This is a genomic window from Kitasatospora sp. NPDC056783 (assembly GCF_042789895.1).
Classification (GTDB): domain Bacteria; phylum Actinomycetota; class Actinomycetes; order Streptomycetales; family Streptomycetaceae; genus Kitasatospora.
Window position 1 is genome coordinate 1 of sequence record NZ_JBHUAF010000235.1, and the last position, 13,145, is coordinate 13,145.

General features: G+C 76.3%; 13 protein-coding genes and 2 pseudogenes. 7 read left to right on the forward strand and 8 right to left on the reverse strand.

The features are described 5' to 3' along the window. Positions 1–303: 303 nt before the first annotated feature. Entirely contained in the window at positions 304–657 is a 354-nt protein-coding gene (locus tag ACFRMQ_RS27220; RefSeq protein ID WP_380733286.1) for an ArsR/SmtB family transcription factor, read from the reverse strand. Between the two features lie 151 nt (positions 658–808). Between ACFRMQ_RS27220 and ACFRMQ_RS27225 the strand changes: the two genes are divergently transcribed. Further along, positions 809–2,005, forward strand: coding sequence for an MFS transporter (locus tag ACFRMQ_RS27225; protein WP_380733287.1), 1,197 nt, complete (start codon positions 809–811; stop codon positions 2,003–2,005). A gap of 66 nt (positions 2,006–2,071) precedes the next feature. Here ACFRMQ_RS27225 and pgm read toward each other — a convergent pair whose 3' ends face one another. Next, on the reverse strand, positions 2,072–3,712 hold the full coding sequence (gene pgm, locus ACFRMQ_RS27230) for a phosphoglucomutase (alpha-D-glucose-1,6-bisphosphate-dependent) (RefSeq protein ID WP_380733289.1): 1,641 nt from the start codon (positions 3,710–3,712) through the stop codon (positions 2,072–2,074). A gap of 634 nt (positions 3,713–4,346) precedes the next feature. Here pgm and ACFRMQ_RS27235 point away from each other — a divergent pair. Both ACFRMQ_RS27235 and ACFRMQ_RS27240 read left to right on the forward strand, forming a co-directional pair. Further along, positions 4,347–4,685, forward strand: coding sequence for a hypothetical protein (locus ACFRMQ_RS27235; protein WP_380733290.1), 339 nt, complete (start codon positions 4,347–4,349; stop codon positions 4,683–4,685). Positions 4,686–4,747: 62 nt separating this feature from the next. Continuing rightward, the gene (locus ACFRMQ_RS27240) at positions 4,748–6,244 is read left to right on the forward strand and encodes an FAD-binding protein (RefSeq protein WP_380733291.1); all 1,497 of its coding nucleotides are present in this window, start codon (positions 4,748–4,750) and stop codon (positions 6,242–6,244) included. Positions 6,245–6,510: 266 nt separating this feature from the next. Here ACFRMQ_RS27240 and ACFRMQ_RS27245 read toward each other — a convergent pair whose 3' ends face one another. Both ACFRMQ_RS27245 and ACFRMQ_RS27250 read right to left on the reverse strand, forming a co-directional pair. Beyond that, positions 6,511–7,125, reverse strand: a complete 615-nt coding sequence (locus ACFRMQ_RS27245) for a TetR/AcrR family transcriptional regulator (RefSeq protein ID WP_380733292.1) — start codon at positions 7,123–7,125, stop codon at positions 6,511–6,513. A gap of 90 nt (positions 7,126–7,215) precedes the next feature. Then, positions 7,216–8,112: an ABC transporter permease gene (locus ACFRMQ_RS27250; RefSeq protein WP_380733293.1), complete on the reverse strand. Its 897-nt coding sequence runs from the start codon at positions 8,110–8,112 to the stop codon at positions 7,216–7,218. Between ACFRMQ_RS27250 and ACFRMQ_RS27255 the strand changes: the two genes are divergently transcribed. Then, positions 8,111–8,413: a hypothetical protein gene (locus tag ACFRMQ_RS27255; protein ID WP_380733294.1), complete on the forward strand. Its 303-nt coding sequence runs from the start codon at positions 8,111–8,113 to the stop codon at positions 8,411–8,413. The two genes, ACFRMQ_RS27250 and ACFRMQ_RS27255, sit on opposite strands and share 2 nt — an antisense overlap. A gap of 59 nt (positions 8,414–8,472) precedes the next feature. Here ACFRMQ_RS27255 and ACFRMQ_RS27260 read toward each other — a convergent pair whose 3' ends face one another. The 3 genes and pseudogenes from ACFRMQ_RS27260 to ACFRMQ_RS27270 form a co-directional block, all read right to left on the reverse strand. Next, complete coding sequence (locus ACFRMQ_RS27260; RefSeq protein WP_380733295.1) at positions 8,473–8,793, reverse strand: hypothetical protein; 321 nt, start codon at positions 8,791–8,793, stop codon at positions 8,473–8,475. A gap of 230 nt (positions 8,794–9,023) precedes the next feature. After that, the gene (locus ACFRMQ_RS27265; RefSeq protein WP_380733299.1) at positions 9,024–9,305 is read right to left on the reverse strand and encodes a hypothetical protein; all 282 of its coding nucleotides are present in this window, start codon (positions 9,303–9,305) and stop codon (positions 9,024–9,026) included. 205 nt (positions 9,306–9,510) lie between these two features. Further along, positions 9,511–9,904: pseudogene (locus ACFRMQ_RS27270) on the reverse strand (VOC family protein); the annotation flags it as partial. Positions 9,905–9,998: 94 nt separating this feature from the next. Between ACFRMQ_RS27270 and ACFRMQ_RS27275 the strand changes: the two are divergent. Both ACFRMQ_RS27275 and ACFRMQ_RS27280 read left to right on the forward strand, forming a co-directional pair. Then, entirely contained in the window at positions 9,999–11,024 is a 1,026-nt protein-coding gene (locus ACFRMQ_RS27275) for a helix-turn-helix transcriptional regulator (RefSeq protein WP_380733296.1), read from the forward strand. Between the two features lie 187 nt (positions 11,025–11,211). Then, complete coding sequence (locus tag ACFRMQ_RS27280) at positions 11,212–11,607, forward strand: helix-turn-helix domain-containing protein (RefSeq protein WP_380733297.1); 396 nt, start codon at positions 11,212–11,214, stop codon at positions 11,605–11,607. Between the two features lie 92 nt (positions 11,608–11,699). Here ACFRMQ_RS27280 and ACFRMQ_RS27285 read toward each other — a convergent pair whose 3' ends face one another. Continuing rightward, positions 11,700–12,458, reverse strand: a complete 759-nt coding sequence (locus ACFRMQ_RS27285) for a hypothetical protein (RefSeq protein WP_380733298.1) — start codon at positions 12,456–12,458, stop codon at positions 11,700–11,702. Between the two features lie 442 nt (positions 12,459–12,900). Here ACFRMQ_RS27285 and ACFRMQ_RS27290 point away from each other — a divergent pair. Then, positions 12,901–13,145 (forward strand): annotated as a pseudogene (locus ACFRMQ_RS27290) (hypothetical protein); the annotation flags it as partial.

Consider the following 13,145-nt stretch of genomic DNA (forward strand, 5'->3'; position numbering starts at 1 on the left):
TGGGGTGGGGGGGCGCAGGTGGGGGCGGCGTCGGCGGGGGCCGGTGCGGCGCCCGCGACGGCCGCGGCGGCGCCGGCGGCGCCCAGGGCGAACGCGCCGAGGACGCCCCGGCGGGTGAGCGGGCGGCGGGGCTGGGGTGTGGTCACGGTCGCGGCTCCTCGGGAGGGTCGGCCCACGGGTGGGCGTGCGCGTCCACCGTGCCGACCCGGCCCGCCCGGGCGCGTCCACCGGCGGCAGGAGCGGCCCGTGCCGTCGTGCGACCGCAGGCCTACTCCCTTGGCGGCAGCCGGGGGCCGTCCTCCCCTAGGGTCCAACCGCCTTCCGCCGCAGGGGCGTTGCGGTGGCGGCGGCGAGCAGGGCGTCGAGCAGGCCGGGGAAGCGGGCGTCGAGGTCGGTGCGGCGCAGGCTGACGAAGCGGTTGCGGCCGGCGACGCGGGTGGTGGTGACGCCGGCCTCGCGCAGTACCCGCATGTGGTGGGAGACGGTCGACTTGTGGAGGTGGTCCAGGCCCAGGTCGCGCGGGCCGCAGGAGTGTTCCCGGCCGTCGGCGTAGCTGAGCAGCAGGGTCATCCGGACGGGGTCGCCGAGGGCGTGCAGGAGCGTGACGAGGTCGATGTCGGCGGTGGCGGGCTGGGGAAGCCGCTCGTCCTCGCTCATGGCTCGCGCTCCTCGGGGTCCGGGGTCCAGGGTCTGGGACGGGGAATGAATGGTTTGACAATCATCCACCCGTCCCCGAGTGTTTGACGAACGTAAAACTGTTGGATGCTGGTCCAACAGTCCGTTCCGTCGCGCCCCGGGGGGCCCGCCCGTGCCCGTACGTCTGCTCCTGCTCGCCCTCGGCACCTTCGCCATGGGCACCGATTCGATGGTCGTCGCCGGCATCCTCGGCCCGATCTCCGCCGACCTGGGGGTGTCGGTGCCCGCCGCCGGCCAGCTGGTCACCGTCTTCGCGCTCGGCTACGCGCTGCTGGCCCCGGTGCTGGCCACCCTCACCGCCCGCTGGCCGCGCCGGCGCCTGCTGCTGACCGCGCTCGCCGTGTTCAGCGCGGCCAACGCGCTCAGCGCGCTCGCCCCCACCTACGAACTGCTGCTGGCCACCCGGGTCCTCGCGGCGGCCGGCGCCGCCCTCTACACGCCCACCGCCAACGCGGTGGCCACCACCCTGGTCGCCCCCGAGCGGCGCGGCCGGGCGCTCGCGACGGTGCTGGGCGGGATGACGGCGGCCACCGCGCTCGGCGTGCCGCTGGGCACCTGGGTGGGGCGCTCCGACTGGCGGATGACGATGTGGCTGGTCACCGCGCTCGGCCTGGCCGCCCTCACGGGCCTGGCCCTGCTGCTGCGCGGCCTGCCCGCCCCCGTCGCCGCCCCGGCCCTGAAAGCCCGCCTGGCGCCGCTGCGCCGGGGCCGGGTGCTGGGGGCGGCGGCCACCACGCTGGTGTTCTTCCTCGCCTTCCAGAGCGTCTACATCTACCTGGCCACCGCCGTGGCGGGCGCCACCGGCGGCGACTCCGGCCGGCTGAGCGTCATCCTGGCGACCTGCGGCGTGATGTCGGTGGCCGGCAGCTGGCTGGGCGGGCGCCTGGTGGACCGCGCGGGGGTGCGGCGGGTGCTGCTGGCCGGCTCGGCGGTGGCCGCGGCCGCGTTCGCCGCGCTGCCGTGGCTGGGGCTGAGCATGCCGGGGGCGCTCGCGTACGCGGCGGTGCTGCCGCTGGCGGGGTGGGCGGTGTCGGTGGCGCTGCCGCACCGGCTGGCGTCGGTCGACCCGCCGAACGCGCCGCTGCTGATCTCGCTGAACAGCAGCGCGCTGTACCTGGGGACGGCGGCCGGCGGCGTGGCGGGGTCGGCGGCGATCTCGGTGCTGGGCGGGCGGTGGTTCCCGTTCGCGGCGGCGGCGCTGGCGCTGGCGGCGTGCGCGCTGTCGGCGGCGACCACCCGCGACGAGCGCACGCACTCCCCCGCCGGGCCGCCGGCCCGGCCGCGCACGCGGGAGCCCGCCCGGTCCTGAGGCGGGGCGCCGCCGCCCCGGCCCGGCACGGGAACCGGAGCGGGGCGGCGGCGCGGGCGCGGCGGCTCAGCCGCGCAGGACCTCGCCGACCAGCGCGCGGGCCTCGTCCTGGACGCGGGCGAGGTGCTCGTCGCCGTGGAAGGACTCGGCGTAGATCTTGTACACGTCCTCGGTGCCCGAGGGGCGGGCGGCGAACCAGGCGTTCTCGGTGCAGACCTTGATGCCGCCGATCCGGGCGCCGTTGCCGGGGGCGCTGGCGAGGACCGCGGTGATCTTCTCCCCGGCGATCTCCCCGGCCCCCACGCGCTCCGGGGACAGCCGCGCCAGGCGGGCCTTCTGCTCGCGGTCGGCGGGGGCGTCCACCCGGGCGTAGGAGGGCGCGCCGTGGCGCTCGGTCAGGTCACGGTAGTGGGCGCTGGGGGTGATGCCGGTGACCGCGGTGATCTCGGAGGCCAGCAGGGCGAGCAGGATGCCGTCCTTGTCGGTGGTCCACACCCCGCCGTCGCGGCGCAGGAACGAGGCGCCGGCGCTCTCCTCGCCGCCGAAGCCGATCGAGCCCTCCAGCAGGCCGTCGACGAACCACTTGAAGCCGACCGGGACTTCCACCAGCGCGCGGCCGAGGTCGGCGGCGACGCGGTCGAGCATGGAGGAGGAGACGAGGGTCTTGCCGACGCCCGCGTCGCCGGGCCAGTCGGCGCGGTGGCGGTAGAGGTAGTCGACGGCGACGGCGAGGTAGTGGTTGGGGTTCATCAGCCCGCCGTCGGGGGTGACGATGCCGTGGCGGTCGGCGTCGGCGTCGTTGCCGGTGGCGATGGCGTACTCGTCCTTGCGGCCGATGAGGGAGGCCATCGCGGCCGGGGAGGAGCAGTCCATGCGGATCCTGCCGTCCCAGTCGAGGGTCATGAACCGCCAGGTCGGGTCGGTCACCGGGTTGACGACGGTCAGGTCCAGGCGGTGGGTGTCGGCGACGCGCTCCCAGTAGGCGACCGAGGCACCGCCCAGCGGGTCGGCGCCGATGCGCAGGCCCGCCCCGCGCACCGCGTCCAGGTCCAGGACGGAGGGCAGGTCCTCGACGTAGGCGGTGAGGTAGTCGTGGCGCCCGGTGGTGGCGGCGGCCAGCGCGCGCGCGTAGGGGACCTTCTTGACGCCGCGCATGCCTTCGCGGATCAGCTCGTTGGCGCGGTCCTGGATCCAGCCGGTGGCCTGCGAGCCGGCCGGGCCGCCGCTGGGCGGGTTGTACTTGAAGCCGCCGTCGCGCGGGGGGTTGTGCGAGGGGGTGACGACGATGCCGTCGGCCAGCGCCCGGGGGCTGCGCCGGTTGTGGGCGAGGATCGCGTGCGAGACCGCCGGGGTGGGGGTGTAGCCGTCGGCGGCGTCGATCAGCACGTGGACGCCGTTGGCGGCCAGCACCTCCAGGGCGGTGGCCCTGGCCGGCTCGGACAGGGCGTGGGTGTCGGCGCCCAGGAACACCGGGCCCGCTACACCCTGTTCCGCCCGGTACTCGCAGATCGCCTGGGTGGTCGCGGCGATGTGGTCCTCGTTGAAGGCGCCGTCCAGCGAGGAACCGCGGTGCCCCGAGGTCCCGAACGCGACCCGCTGCCCGGGCTCCTGCGGGTCCGGGTTGAGCGCGTAGTAGGCCGTCACCAGCCGTGCCACGTCCACCAGATCACCGGGCTGTGCCGGCTGCCCTGCCCGTGCGTGTGCCATCCGTCTTCTCCCGCCGAAGGTCGGTGATGCGCGAGTGGGTGACCCGCGCCGCGTCCCTGCCCGTGCTCACCGATCGTAGCCAGAACACGACGGCGCCCCGAACCGCTTGGGTGACCCGGGGCACGGCGGACGGCGGGAAGGACAGCCTTCAGGCGCGCTTAGGACGGGCTTAGGACGGACTTCGGACAGGCTTTGCCGAAGGCCTCCGGAAGGCCTCGGGCGGGCGGCGGGCGCGGTCGCGGTCGCGGGCACGGTCGCGGCGGTGAGGAACTCCGTCACCCGGTACTCGGTCAACCCGGCCCGCACGAACGGGTCTTCGGCCACCGGCGCCCCGACGGCTGCCCGGTCCCCGCCCGCCGCGAGGACCCTGCCCACCGGGCCGGACCCGGGCCGCGCACCGGCCCCGGACGGGCCCCGGACGGAGGGTGCCGACCCCCATCCTGCCAGCTCGGACCAGGCGTTCGGTAGGACGCAGCACACCCCTCCTCCGCCTTGCCGCACCCCCCGCGCCGCCCGCAGACTCGTGCGCATCCCACCCCGGCGTCCCGCGCCGGCCCCCCTGCCCGGGGCGGCCGGCGCGCGCGGCGTGCCGCCCCGGGGCCGGAGGAGACACACGACGAAGGGGGACGGGCGCATGAACCCGCACAAGGACCTGGTGCTGAAGGCACGGGTGCGGCTGCTGATGACCGACGACTGGACCCTCGACGGCCCGGACGCCCTGTGGGTGTACCGCACGCTGTTCGCGGTCAACCCGCGGGTGTACGCCGGAAAGCTCGTCCACACGCTGCTGACGCAGAGCCGCTCCCCGCTGGTCGCCGGCCTGCCACGGGCCCGGCTGGCCCTGCTGGAGGAAGCCGAGGCGGCCACCGCCTGGATGACCGACGACCCCCGCCCGCACCAGCCGGGGTACGTCGCGAGCGTGCGGCACCGCGCCGCCGAGCTGCGGCGGCAACTGGAGGGTACGGGCCAGTAGGTGATCACCCGATGGTTGCGGTACAACAATCCCTATTTGACGACCGATCGGAGCACCCTCAGATGAGCAGGCCAGGACTGCCGCGCCGCACCCTCCTCGCCGCCGGAGGCGCCGGCGCCCTCACCGCCGTCACCGGCTGGAACACCGCCACCGCCGCCTGGGCCACCGAACCCGGCCCCGACGTCGCCGAACTGCCCGCACTCGACGGCACGATGACCCTCCAGGGCGCCGGCCTGGAGCGCTTCTCCCGCGACTTCGGGCACATCGTCACCGCCGCCCCCCGGGCGGTGCTGCGCCCCGGCTCGGTGCGCGACGTGCAGCAACTGGTGGCCTTCGCCCGCCGCCACCGCGTCCCGGTGGCCGTCAACGGCCAGAGCGGCGACCTCGCCCAGTTCGGCGCCACCGGCCTGGAGTCGCACTCCAACTACGGCCAGGCCAACCCCCGCGGCGGCATCGCCATCGACGCCCGGGGCCTGTCCGGTGTCGTCTCGGTACGGGCCGGGCGCGCGGTGGTCGGCGCCGGCACGACCTGGGCGCAGGTGACGGAGGCGGGCCTGGCCCAGGGCTGGGTGCCGCCGGTGCTCCCCGACTACCTGCACCTGTCGGTGGGCGGCACGCTCAGCGTCGGCGGCATCGGCGGCGGCGTGCACCGCTACGGCATGCAGGTCGACAACGTGCTGGAGCTGGACGTGGTGACCGGCACCGGCGAGCTGGTGACCGCCTCCCCCACCCGCAACCGGGAACTGTTCGAGGCGGTGCTGGCCGGCGCCGGCCAGGTCGCCGTCATCGTGCGCGTCACCCTCGCCCTGGTGAAGGTCCGCGAACGCGCCCACGTCTTCTCCCTCCACTACGACGACCTCGGCGCCTACCTCGCCGACCAGCAGAAGGTGCTCGCCGGGCGCCGCTTCGACTTCCAGGTCGGCGACGTCACCCGCAGCGCCGACGACACCCGCTGGCTCTACCGGGCCGAGCTGGTGGCGCTGCGCGACGCCGGACAGCCGGCGGACCGGGCCGCTCTGCTGGCCGGGCTGAACCCGGTGCGCACCGAGGTCGTCGAGCAGAGCTGGCGCGAGTACGCCTACCGGGTCGACGGCCTCGCCGGCTACCTGCGCTCGGCGGGCCTGTGGGACCTGCCCAAGCCGTGGCTGAGCCTGTTCCTGCCCGCCGCCACGGTGCACACCTTCATGACGGAGGCCGCCCAGGTGCTGACCGGCGCCGACGTGGGCGCGGGGCTGATGCTGTTCTACCCGTACAAGCGCTCCGCGGTGAAGGCGCCGCTGGCGGTGCTGCCGGAGCAGGAGGTGGGCTGGCACTTCGACATGCTGGCCTTCCCCGGCCCGGGCTCGGACACCGCCGCGATGCTGGAGCGCAACCGGCGCCTGTACGAGCGGGCGGTGGCGCTCGGCGGCAAGCGCTACCCGATCGGCGCGGTGCCCGGCCTCACCCAGGCCGACTGGCGGCGCCACTACGGCGGCCAGTGGGACAAGGTGGTGCGCGCCAAGCGGCGCTGGGACCCGGCGGGCATCCTCACCCCGGGCCAGGGCATCCACTCCTCCTGACGGCCCCGGGGCCTGCCGGGGCAGGACCGGTTCGGCGGACGGCGGGACGGCGGGGCGGGGGTGCGGGCGGTGTCCGCGGGGTGCGCCGCGTCCTCGACGGCGCAGCCGAGGGTGGTGCCCTCGTGGTCGCGGCACCGGTGCCGCCGGCGCGCGCCGGCGGTATCGCGTGCCGTCGGCGGTGACGAGCCGCGCGCCTTTGCCGGGCAGTGCCGCGGTGGGGGGGCTTCCGGCGGGCCGGGGGTGCGGCGGGCCCGGGGGTGCGGGGGTCAGGGGCCCTCGGGTGCCGCGCTCGCGGCGAAGCCCCGGACGACCAGGGCCGCCTTGGCGTTCAGCGCCCGGGCGAGGGGGAAGGCGCCGTCCGATTCCAGCCAGCGCTGGAGGGTCCCGATGTAGGTGTCGAAGAGGATCTCGGCGGCCGGCACCGGGTCCAGGTCGGCGTCGAGTTCGCCGGCGTCGCGGGCCAGCGCGAGCAGGGCGCCGAGGGCCGGCGGCGGGGGCGCGCCGGGCAGGAAGCCGCGCACCAGGACGCCCGCGGCGTACAGCTCGCGGGCCACGGCGCGCTCGCGGTCGTCGAAGTCGGCCATGGCCTCGAACACGGCCCGCAGGCGGCGCAGCGGCGGGCCGTCGGCGGCGGTCTTCTCGGCGGTGAGGGTGTCGAGGCGGTCGCGGCGGTCCTGGACCCAGGCGCAGACGAGGTCGTCCTTGCGGGGGAAGTGGTTGAAGACGGTCTGGCGTCCGAGGTCGGCGTGTTCGGCGATGAGGTCGTAGGTGGTGGCCTCGTAGCCGCGTTCGACGATCAGGTCGACGGCCGCGGTGAGGATGCGGTCGCGGGTCTCGCGTTTGCGCCGTTCCCGGCGGCCGGTCGGGGCTGTCGTCGTCATGCCGGAGAGCGTACGTGACCACCGTTGTGTACCGGCGTACGGCGGTGGACCGCGGTCCGCCGACCGGCCCGCCCGGGGGCCGGGGGGCGGTCAGCGGGCGAGGCGGCCCAGCAGTGCGGAGGCCGCGCCGATGCCGGCCAGGGCGGCGAGGACGAGGACGGCGAAGTCCAGGGGCAGGTGGGAGGGTGTGCCGATGAGCAGGCCGCGCAGCGCGTCGACCTGGTAGCTGAGCGGGTTGGCCCGGCTGACGGCCTGGAGCCAGCCGGGCATCAGGTCCACCGGGTGGAGGGCGTTGGAGCCGAAGAACAGCGGCATGGTGATCGCCTGGCCGATGCCCATCAGGCGGTCGCGGGTGAGCACGATGCCGGCGATGGCCGTCGACAGGCAGGAGAAGAACGCCGAGCCCAGTACGACGACGGCCGCGACCCCGAGCAGGCGCAGCGGGTTCCAGGTGAGCGCGACGCCGAGGGCGGCGGCGATCAGGACCACCACCGCCGCCTGGAGGACGGCCTTGACCCCGACCGCGAAGGCCTTGCCGGTGACCAGGGCCGCGCGGGGGGTCGGGGTGCGCAGGCCGTCGGCGACCCGGCGCAGCGCGGGCAGGGCGGCGTCCAGGGCGGCGCGGTCTTCCGGGGGCAGGGCGGCGACGGTGTCGTTCATGAGCGCGCGGCGGCGCCGGCGCCAGGCCTCGGTCCGTTCGAGGGCCTGCGGGGTGGCGTGCAGGAGGGTGGCCCGGCGGTCGGCGGGGTCGCTCTCGCGGTGCAGCAGGCCGGGGGCGGCGAGCTGGTTGGCGAGGGTGGACACCGAGTTGCCGGCCAGGCACAGCTCCTCCGCGGCTTCCGAGATCCGCGGTCCGGGGTTGTCCCGGACCAGGATCAGCAGTTCGGCCTGGGCGCCGCGCAGGCGGGGTTCGTCCGTGGTCTGGCGCAGTCTGCGGCGCACCCGGCGCTGGATGCGGGCGAGGAGGGTGGCGACAATGGTGCGCATGACCGATGAGCCCTTGTCCGTGTCCCCCGCCGAGCTGCGCCGGTCGTTCGACGTGCTGATGTGCCGTGTGGAGGCCGCCACGGCCGGCGGCGCCGTCACCCTGGACAAGGACTACTTCTGGTCCGTCCCCCCGGACGAGCGGTACGACGTCACCAGGAAGCCCGGCGAGCTGACGATCGGACAGCTCTCGGAGTCCTGCCGGCACCTGAGGGACCTGCTCGCCGACGAGGACCGCGCCCTGGGGTACCACCTGGTGTGGCTCGCCGACGTCCTGCGGGCCATCGGCCAGGACCTCCCGTAGCCGCCTCCGGTCACCCGCCCCGCCGCCCCGCGGGGCGGGGCGGGTGGGGCGGGGGGCCGTCAGTCCAGGGCCAGGAAGCTGCCGACGTTCTCGTCCGGCCGGAACTCGCCCGGCCCCAGGGGGTTGAGGATTCTGGTCATGCAGTTGCCGTCGGGGAACAGCAGGATGGTGCCGCCGGTCCGGTTGGCGATCGCGGTGTCGGCGCCGAGCCCGGGGTAGCACTGGCCGCCCTGCGGGTCCCGGACCTGCTTGAAGTCGCTGCCGTTCTCCAGGATCACGACGCCCGGCGCCGCCGAGGCCGTCGAGAGGTTGACGAAGGACAGGGCGAGGACGGCGGCGGTGACCACGAGGGCCGCGCGCGGACGGATGCGCATGCGCATGGGAACTCCCTTTCCGGGACTCACAAGGAGGGGACGTCACCGGGAGTGACAGGCCCCCGGCACGGCCGGCGCCCCGTCACTCCCGACGCCTTGCTACCCGGACGGGCGCCGGACCCGACCGCCGCGCCCGCCGGTTCACCCGAACGAGATTCGTGCACCCACCACTGCCGCCGCGCGGGGAGCCGGCCGGGCCGGCTTCCCGCGCCCCCGTCCCTGTCCCTGTCCCGGCCTCAGTTGACGAAGTAGCTGAACCCGACCGTCGCCGCCGTCATCCCGGGCGCCACCTGCCGGGTCACCGTCCCCTGGCAGCCGGCCGCCGAGTACACGTCGACCCTCGCGTCCGTGAGGTTCTCCACCAGGACCGGCGACAGGGCCGGGTAACAGCCCCGTGCCGGATTCTGCTTCGTCACCCCGTTGACCACCAGGGTCCCCGTGGCGGCCTGCGCGGGCACCACCAGGGCCAGCGCACCGACGGCGGCCAGCATCCCGGCCAGGGCGATTCGACGACGCATCACTGTTCTCCTTTTCCGGGGGCGCACGAGGGGGAAAGGCGCCCCTGCGGCCCATGGATCCCCCGCGCCCGCCCCCGGGCCGGCGTTCCGGCCGCCCCGGAAACCCGTTCGGCGCAGCCCGCCGCCCGCCGCCGTCTTCCCGGTGACCGTGCGAGAGGACGAGGAGGCGGTATCCGTGACCGCGATGGCCCGGGTGTCCGCGCCGGCGGGCGGACTTCTCGACGGCCGCCGGGGTGACGGGGGTGAAGAAGTTGACCAGGTTGCCGTCGGGGTCACGCACCAGCAGCGACCGGTTGCCCCAGGGCATCGTCGTGGGCCCGGCGACGAAGCCGGTGACGAAGCCGGCCAGGTCCCGGTGGACGCGGTCCACGTCATCGACGAGGAACCCGGTGATGACGCTGTGGTTGTCCGCCGGGCGGGCGCTGCCCGGCGGACAGCGGGACGGTGCGGGTGCCGGCGATCGCGGGGGTGGCGCCCGCGGTGCCGGGTTCGGCGAAGTCCTCGGTGGCCCACGTCGCGCGCGCCCCCGTGGCCCGCTCGTGGAACTCGACGAGGCGCGCGACGTCGCCGGTGATGACGCGGATCGAGACGAAGTCCATGGAGGTCCCCTTGGCTGTGCTGGAAACGTGCACTGCGCAGGCCAGGGGGAACAGCGGACGGAACCGGTCCTGTGTCCGCGCTGGATTGCCGCCCATGTCCCGACCCGCCGGCCGCGTGCTGACACTCCTGGAACTGTTGCGGTCGGGCGGCACCCCGACGGTGGCCGAACCGGCCGAGCGGCTCGGGGTCGAGGGGCGCACCGTGCGGCGGTCCGTGGGCCGGCTGATCGACCTGGACGTGCCCGTGGAACCGGTGCGCGGGCGCTACGGCGGGTACCGCCTCGCTCCCGGGTACCGCCTGCCTGCGCTGATGCCGGGTGAGGACGAGGCACTGGCCGTGCCGCTCGGCTTGGCCGCCGGACGCCGTACGGGGCTGACGGCCGCGCGGCGGACGGCGGGTGAGACGGCGTCGGCGAAGATCCGGCGGGTGCTGCCCCGGCACGTCGCGGGCCGGCTGAACGCGCCGGCGGAGGCTCTCGCCGTCACGGAGGGGGCCCCCGGCGGGTTCGAGGGCCCGGACGCCGAGGTGCTGCTCGCCCTCGCCGATGCGGTGCGTCACCGCCGGCCGGTCTCCGTCCGCTACACCGGCCGCGACGGGCGGTGCGGCGAGCGCACGCTGCACGCGTACGGGATCGTCGCCCATGAGGGCCGGTGGTACGTGACGGGCGGGGACGCCGGGATCGGTGAGGACCGGACGCTGCGGCTGGACCGCATCGCGTGGGTGCGGGTGCTGCCCGGTTCGTTCGAGATGCCCGCGGGGCCGGGTGCGGCGCGGCGGGTGCGGTCGGGGTTCGCCGGGGCCGGGTACCGGCACGAGGTGGTGCTGCGGGTCCACGGGACGGTCGAGCAGGTCCGTGCGCGTCTTCCGGTGAGTGTGGCGGTCGTGGAGGAGCTCGTGGAGGAGGCCGGGCCGGTGGCGGGGCGGGACCGGGCGGCGGAGCGCTGGCTGCGGGTCGGGCTGCGGGCGGAGCGGCTGGACTGGCTGCCGGCGGTGCTCGCCGCGCTGGACCGGCCGTTCGTGATCGAGCGTCCCGAGGAACTGCGTGCCCTGGTCGTCGCGTTCGCCGGTCGCCTCGCGTCGTTCGCCCGTGGGCCTGGCGGTGAGGAGCCGGTGCCGTGAGGCGGCGCGGTGAGGCGGCACGGTGAGCCGGCGCGGTGAGGCGGCGCGGCGGTGCCGTTCGCCGTGGTCCGCGCGGCCCGGGTGCGGGCGTTGCGTGGCGCGGCGGGGCGCCGGCGCGCGGTGCGGGGGCGGTTTCCCTTCGGACGGGCCCCGGCCACGGCGCGGGTGCTCGTCTACGCTGAGGAGGGTGAGCACTCATGCGCCCGGCGAAGCCCGCGTCGTCCCCCTGCCCGCGAAGGCGTCCCAGCAGCGGCCCGCGGCGCGCGAGCCGCTGTGGCGCGATGTCGTCGGCGCCGTGCTACGGCGTGAACGGCTGGCCCAGGAGCGGACGTTGAAGGATGTCGCCGAGGCCGCCCGGATCTCGGTGCCGTACCTGTCGGAGCTGGAACGCGGCCGCAAGGAGGCCTCCTCCGAGGTCCTGGCGGCCGCCGCCCGCGCCCTGGGGCTGGGCCTGGCCGGCCTGCTCTCCCTCGCCCAGGCCGACCTGGTGCGCCACGCCCCGGCCCAGGCGGCCGGCAGCCTCGCGGGCCGCCCCCGCGCCGTCCTCCCGGCCCGCCACACCGGCCTCGGCCTGGCCGCCTGAGCACACACACCCGGGGCCGGCCGGCGGTCCCCGCGCACGGGCCGCCCGCCAGGCCCTGTCCGGCCGGTCCGCCGCGGCCGCCCGGAGGGGACCTACGGGATCCAGCGCGCCGCCACCCGCTCGGCGGGCGAGAAGGCGGTCGCGCAGTGGGGGCAGGAGGCGTGCCCGAACAGGTACGTCACCGCGCGGGCCGGCCCCTCGTGCCCGTCCGCGAGGGCCCGCTCGCGCAGGCGCCGGGCCAGGCCCTCCAGCGCGTGCGGCGCGGCGGGGCGCGGCGGCGTGCGGTCGGTGTCCTGCCCTGTGTCGTCGTCGGCGGTGCGGAAGGCGCCGCCGGTGTGGAAGACACCCTCGGTGTGGAAGGCGGCGCACGGGTGGACGCCGCAGTGGGGGCAGTCGATGTCGTATTCGCCGGTGTGCAGGCCTTCCAGGCAGCGGTCCCGGACTTCGACGCCCTCGAAGGAGAGCAGGCACTGGAGCGGTTCGGTGTAGGGCTGTTCGCGGTGGGTGGTGCGCAGGGCCTGGTCGGTGAGGCGGTGGAGGACGGCGATCGGGGCCGCGAACCGTTCCAGGGGGCCGCCGGGTGTGCCGTGCGGGGCGGCGCGGGCGGTGATGGCGCCGGCGGCCAGGAGGACCGGGTGGAGCCGGCCGGGGGTGCGGGCCGTGGCGGTGGCGGTGCGGGCCAGGTGGGGCAGTGCGGCGAAGCTCGCGGGGTAGGCGGTGTCCGGGTACGGGCACAGGTGGTCCGTCAGTTCGGACCACCGGCCGCCCGGGTCGGCGGCGAAGCGCTCCAGCAGGGCGGGGACGTGTCCTGCGGGCCCGCAGGCGTCGTGGAGCGACGGCCGGTTCGTCATCCGCTCATCCGATCGGCCCTGCCGCGCCGGCGGGTGCGCCGTCCGCCGCGTGTGCGTGTGGCGTTGCGGGCGCTGGCCGGGCCGGGTGTGCGGGCGGGAGTTCGTGGAGGTGTTCGCGGGCCCGGGCGGTGTCCGCCGGGGCGGGCGGGGCCCCGCCGCCGTGCCCTGCTTCTGGCCCGGGGAAGGGGGATGGTGGCGGGGCTCTTCCTGTGCCCGCGCCGGGTGGCCCGGGGGTGTCTCGGGCGGCGGGCGGGGGCCGGGGTGTTCCTGGCGCTCCGGGCGTGGCGGGTGAGGCGGTCGGCGGTGAGGGTGAGGGTGCGCGGGCGGCAGGGGCGGGGCGGCGTGGCCGGGGAGAGGTCGTGGCCGGCGCGGCGGGCGGCGGCGGGGCGGGTGGCGGGGCGGGCCAGGCCCGGCGGGGGTGGGGGGCGGTCGGGGCGGGGTGGTGGTCCTCTTCCAGGCGCCACCGGTGCTCGTGGCCGGCGGGGGCCAGGCGCACGGGCACGCGCGCGCGGGCGGCGAGGTGGCCGTAGCGGGCGGGCCCGGTGGCCGGTTCGCGCGATCGGAGGGCGGGCCCGGGGGTGAACGGCGCGCGGGCGGCGACCGCGGTGTCGGTGATCCCGGTGACCTGTTCGCGCAGGCCACGCATTTCCAGTGCCAGGGCCTTGTGATCCATGTACGCGACTCTCC

What these genes read in the sequence shown, in the direction of transcription:
- pgm (WP_380733289.1), bottom strand. Translation starts at nt 3,712, where the DNA reads ATGGCACACGCACGGGCAGGGCAGCCGGCACAGCCCGGTGATCTGGTG.
- ACFRMQ_RS27265 (WP_380733299.1), bottom strand. Translation starts at nt 9,305, where the DNA reads ATGCGTCGTCGAATCGCCCTGGCCGGGATGCTGGCCGCCGTCGGTGCG.
- ACFRMQ_RS27245 (WP_380733292.1), bottom strand. Translation starts at nt 7,125, where the DNA reads ATGACGACGACAGCCCCGACCGGCCGCCGGGAACGGCGCAAACGCGAG.
- ACFRMQ_RS27285 (WP_380733298.1), bottom strand. Translation starts at nt 12,458, where the DNA reads ATGACGAACCGGCCGTCGCTCCACGACGCCTGCGGGCCCGCAGGACAC.
- ACFRMQ_RS27260 (WP_380733295.1), bottom strand. Translation starts at nt 8,793, where the DNA reads ATGCGCATGCGCATCCGTCCGCGCGCGGCCCTCGTGGTCACCGCCGCC.
- ACFRMQ_RS27275 (WP_380733296.1), top strand. Translation starts at nt 9,999, where the DNA reads ATGTCCCGACCCGCCGGCCGCGTGCTGACACTCCTGGAACTGTTGCGG.
- ACFRMQ_RS27235 (WP_380733290.1), top strand. Translation starts at nt 4,347, where the DNA reads ATGAACCCGCACAAGGACCTGGTGCTGAAGGCACGGGTGCGGCTGCTG.
- ACFRMQ_RS27220 (WP_380733286.1), bottom strand. Translation starts at nt 657, where the DNA reads ATGAGCGAGGACGAGCGGCTTCCCCAGCCCGCCACCGCCGACATCGAC.
- ACFRMQ_RS27255 (WP_380733294.1), top strand. Translation starts at nt 8,111, where the DNA reads ATGACCGATGAGCCCTTGTCCGTGTCCCCCGCCGAGCTGCGCCGGTCG.
- ACFRMQ_RS27250 (WP_380733293.1), bottom strand. Translation starts at nt 8,112, where the DNA reads ATGCGCACCATTGTCGCCACCCTCCTCGCCCGCATCCAGCGCCGGGTG.
- ACFRMQ_RS27240 (WP_380733291.1), top strand. Translation starts at nt 4,748, where the DNA reads ATGAGCAGGCCAGGACTGCCGCGCCGCACCCTCCTCGCCGCCGGAGGC.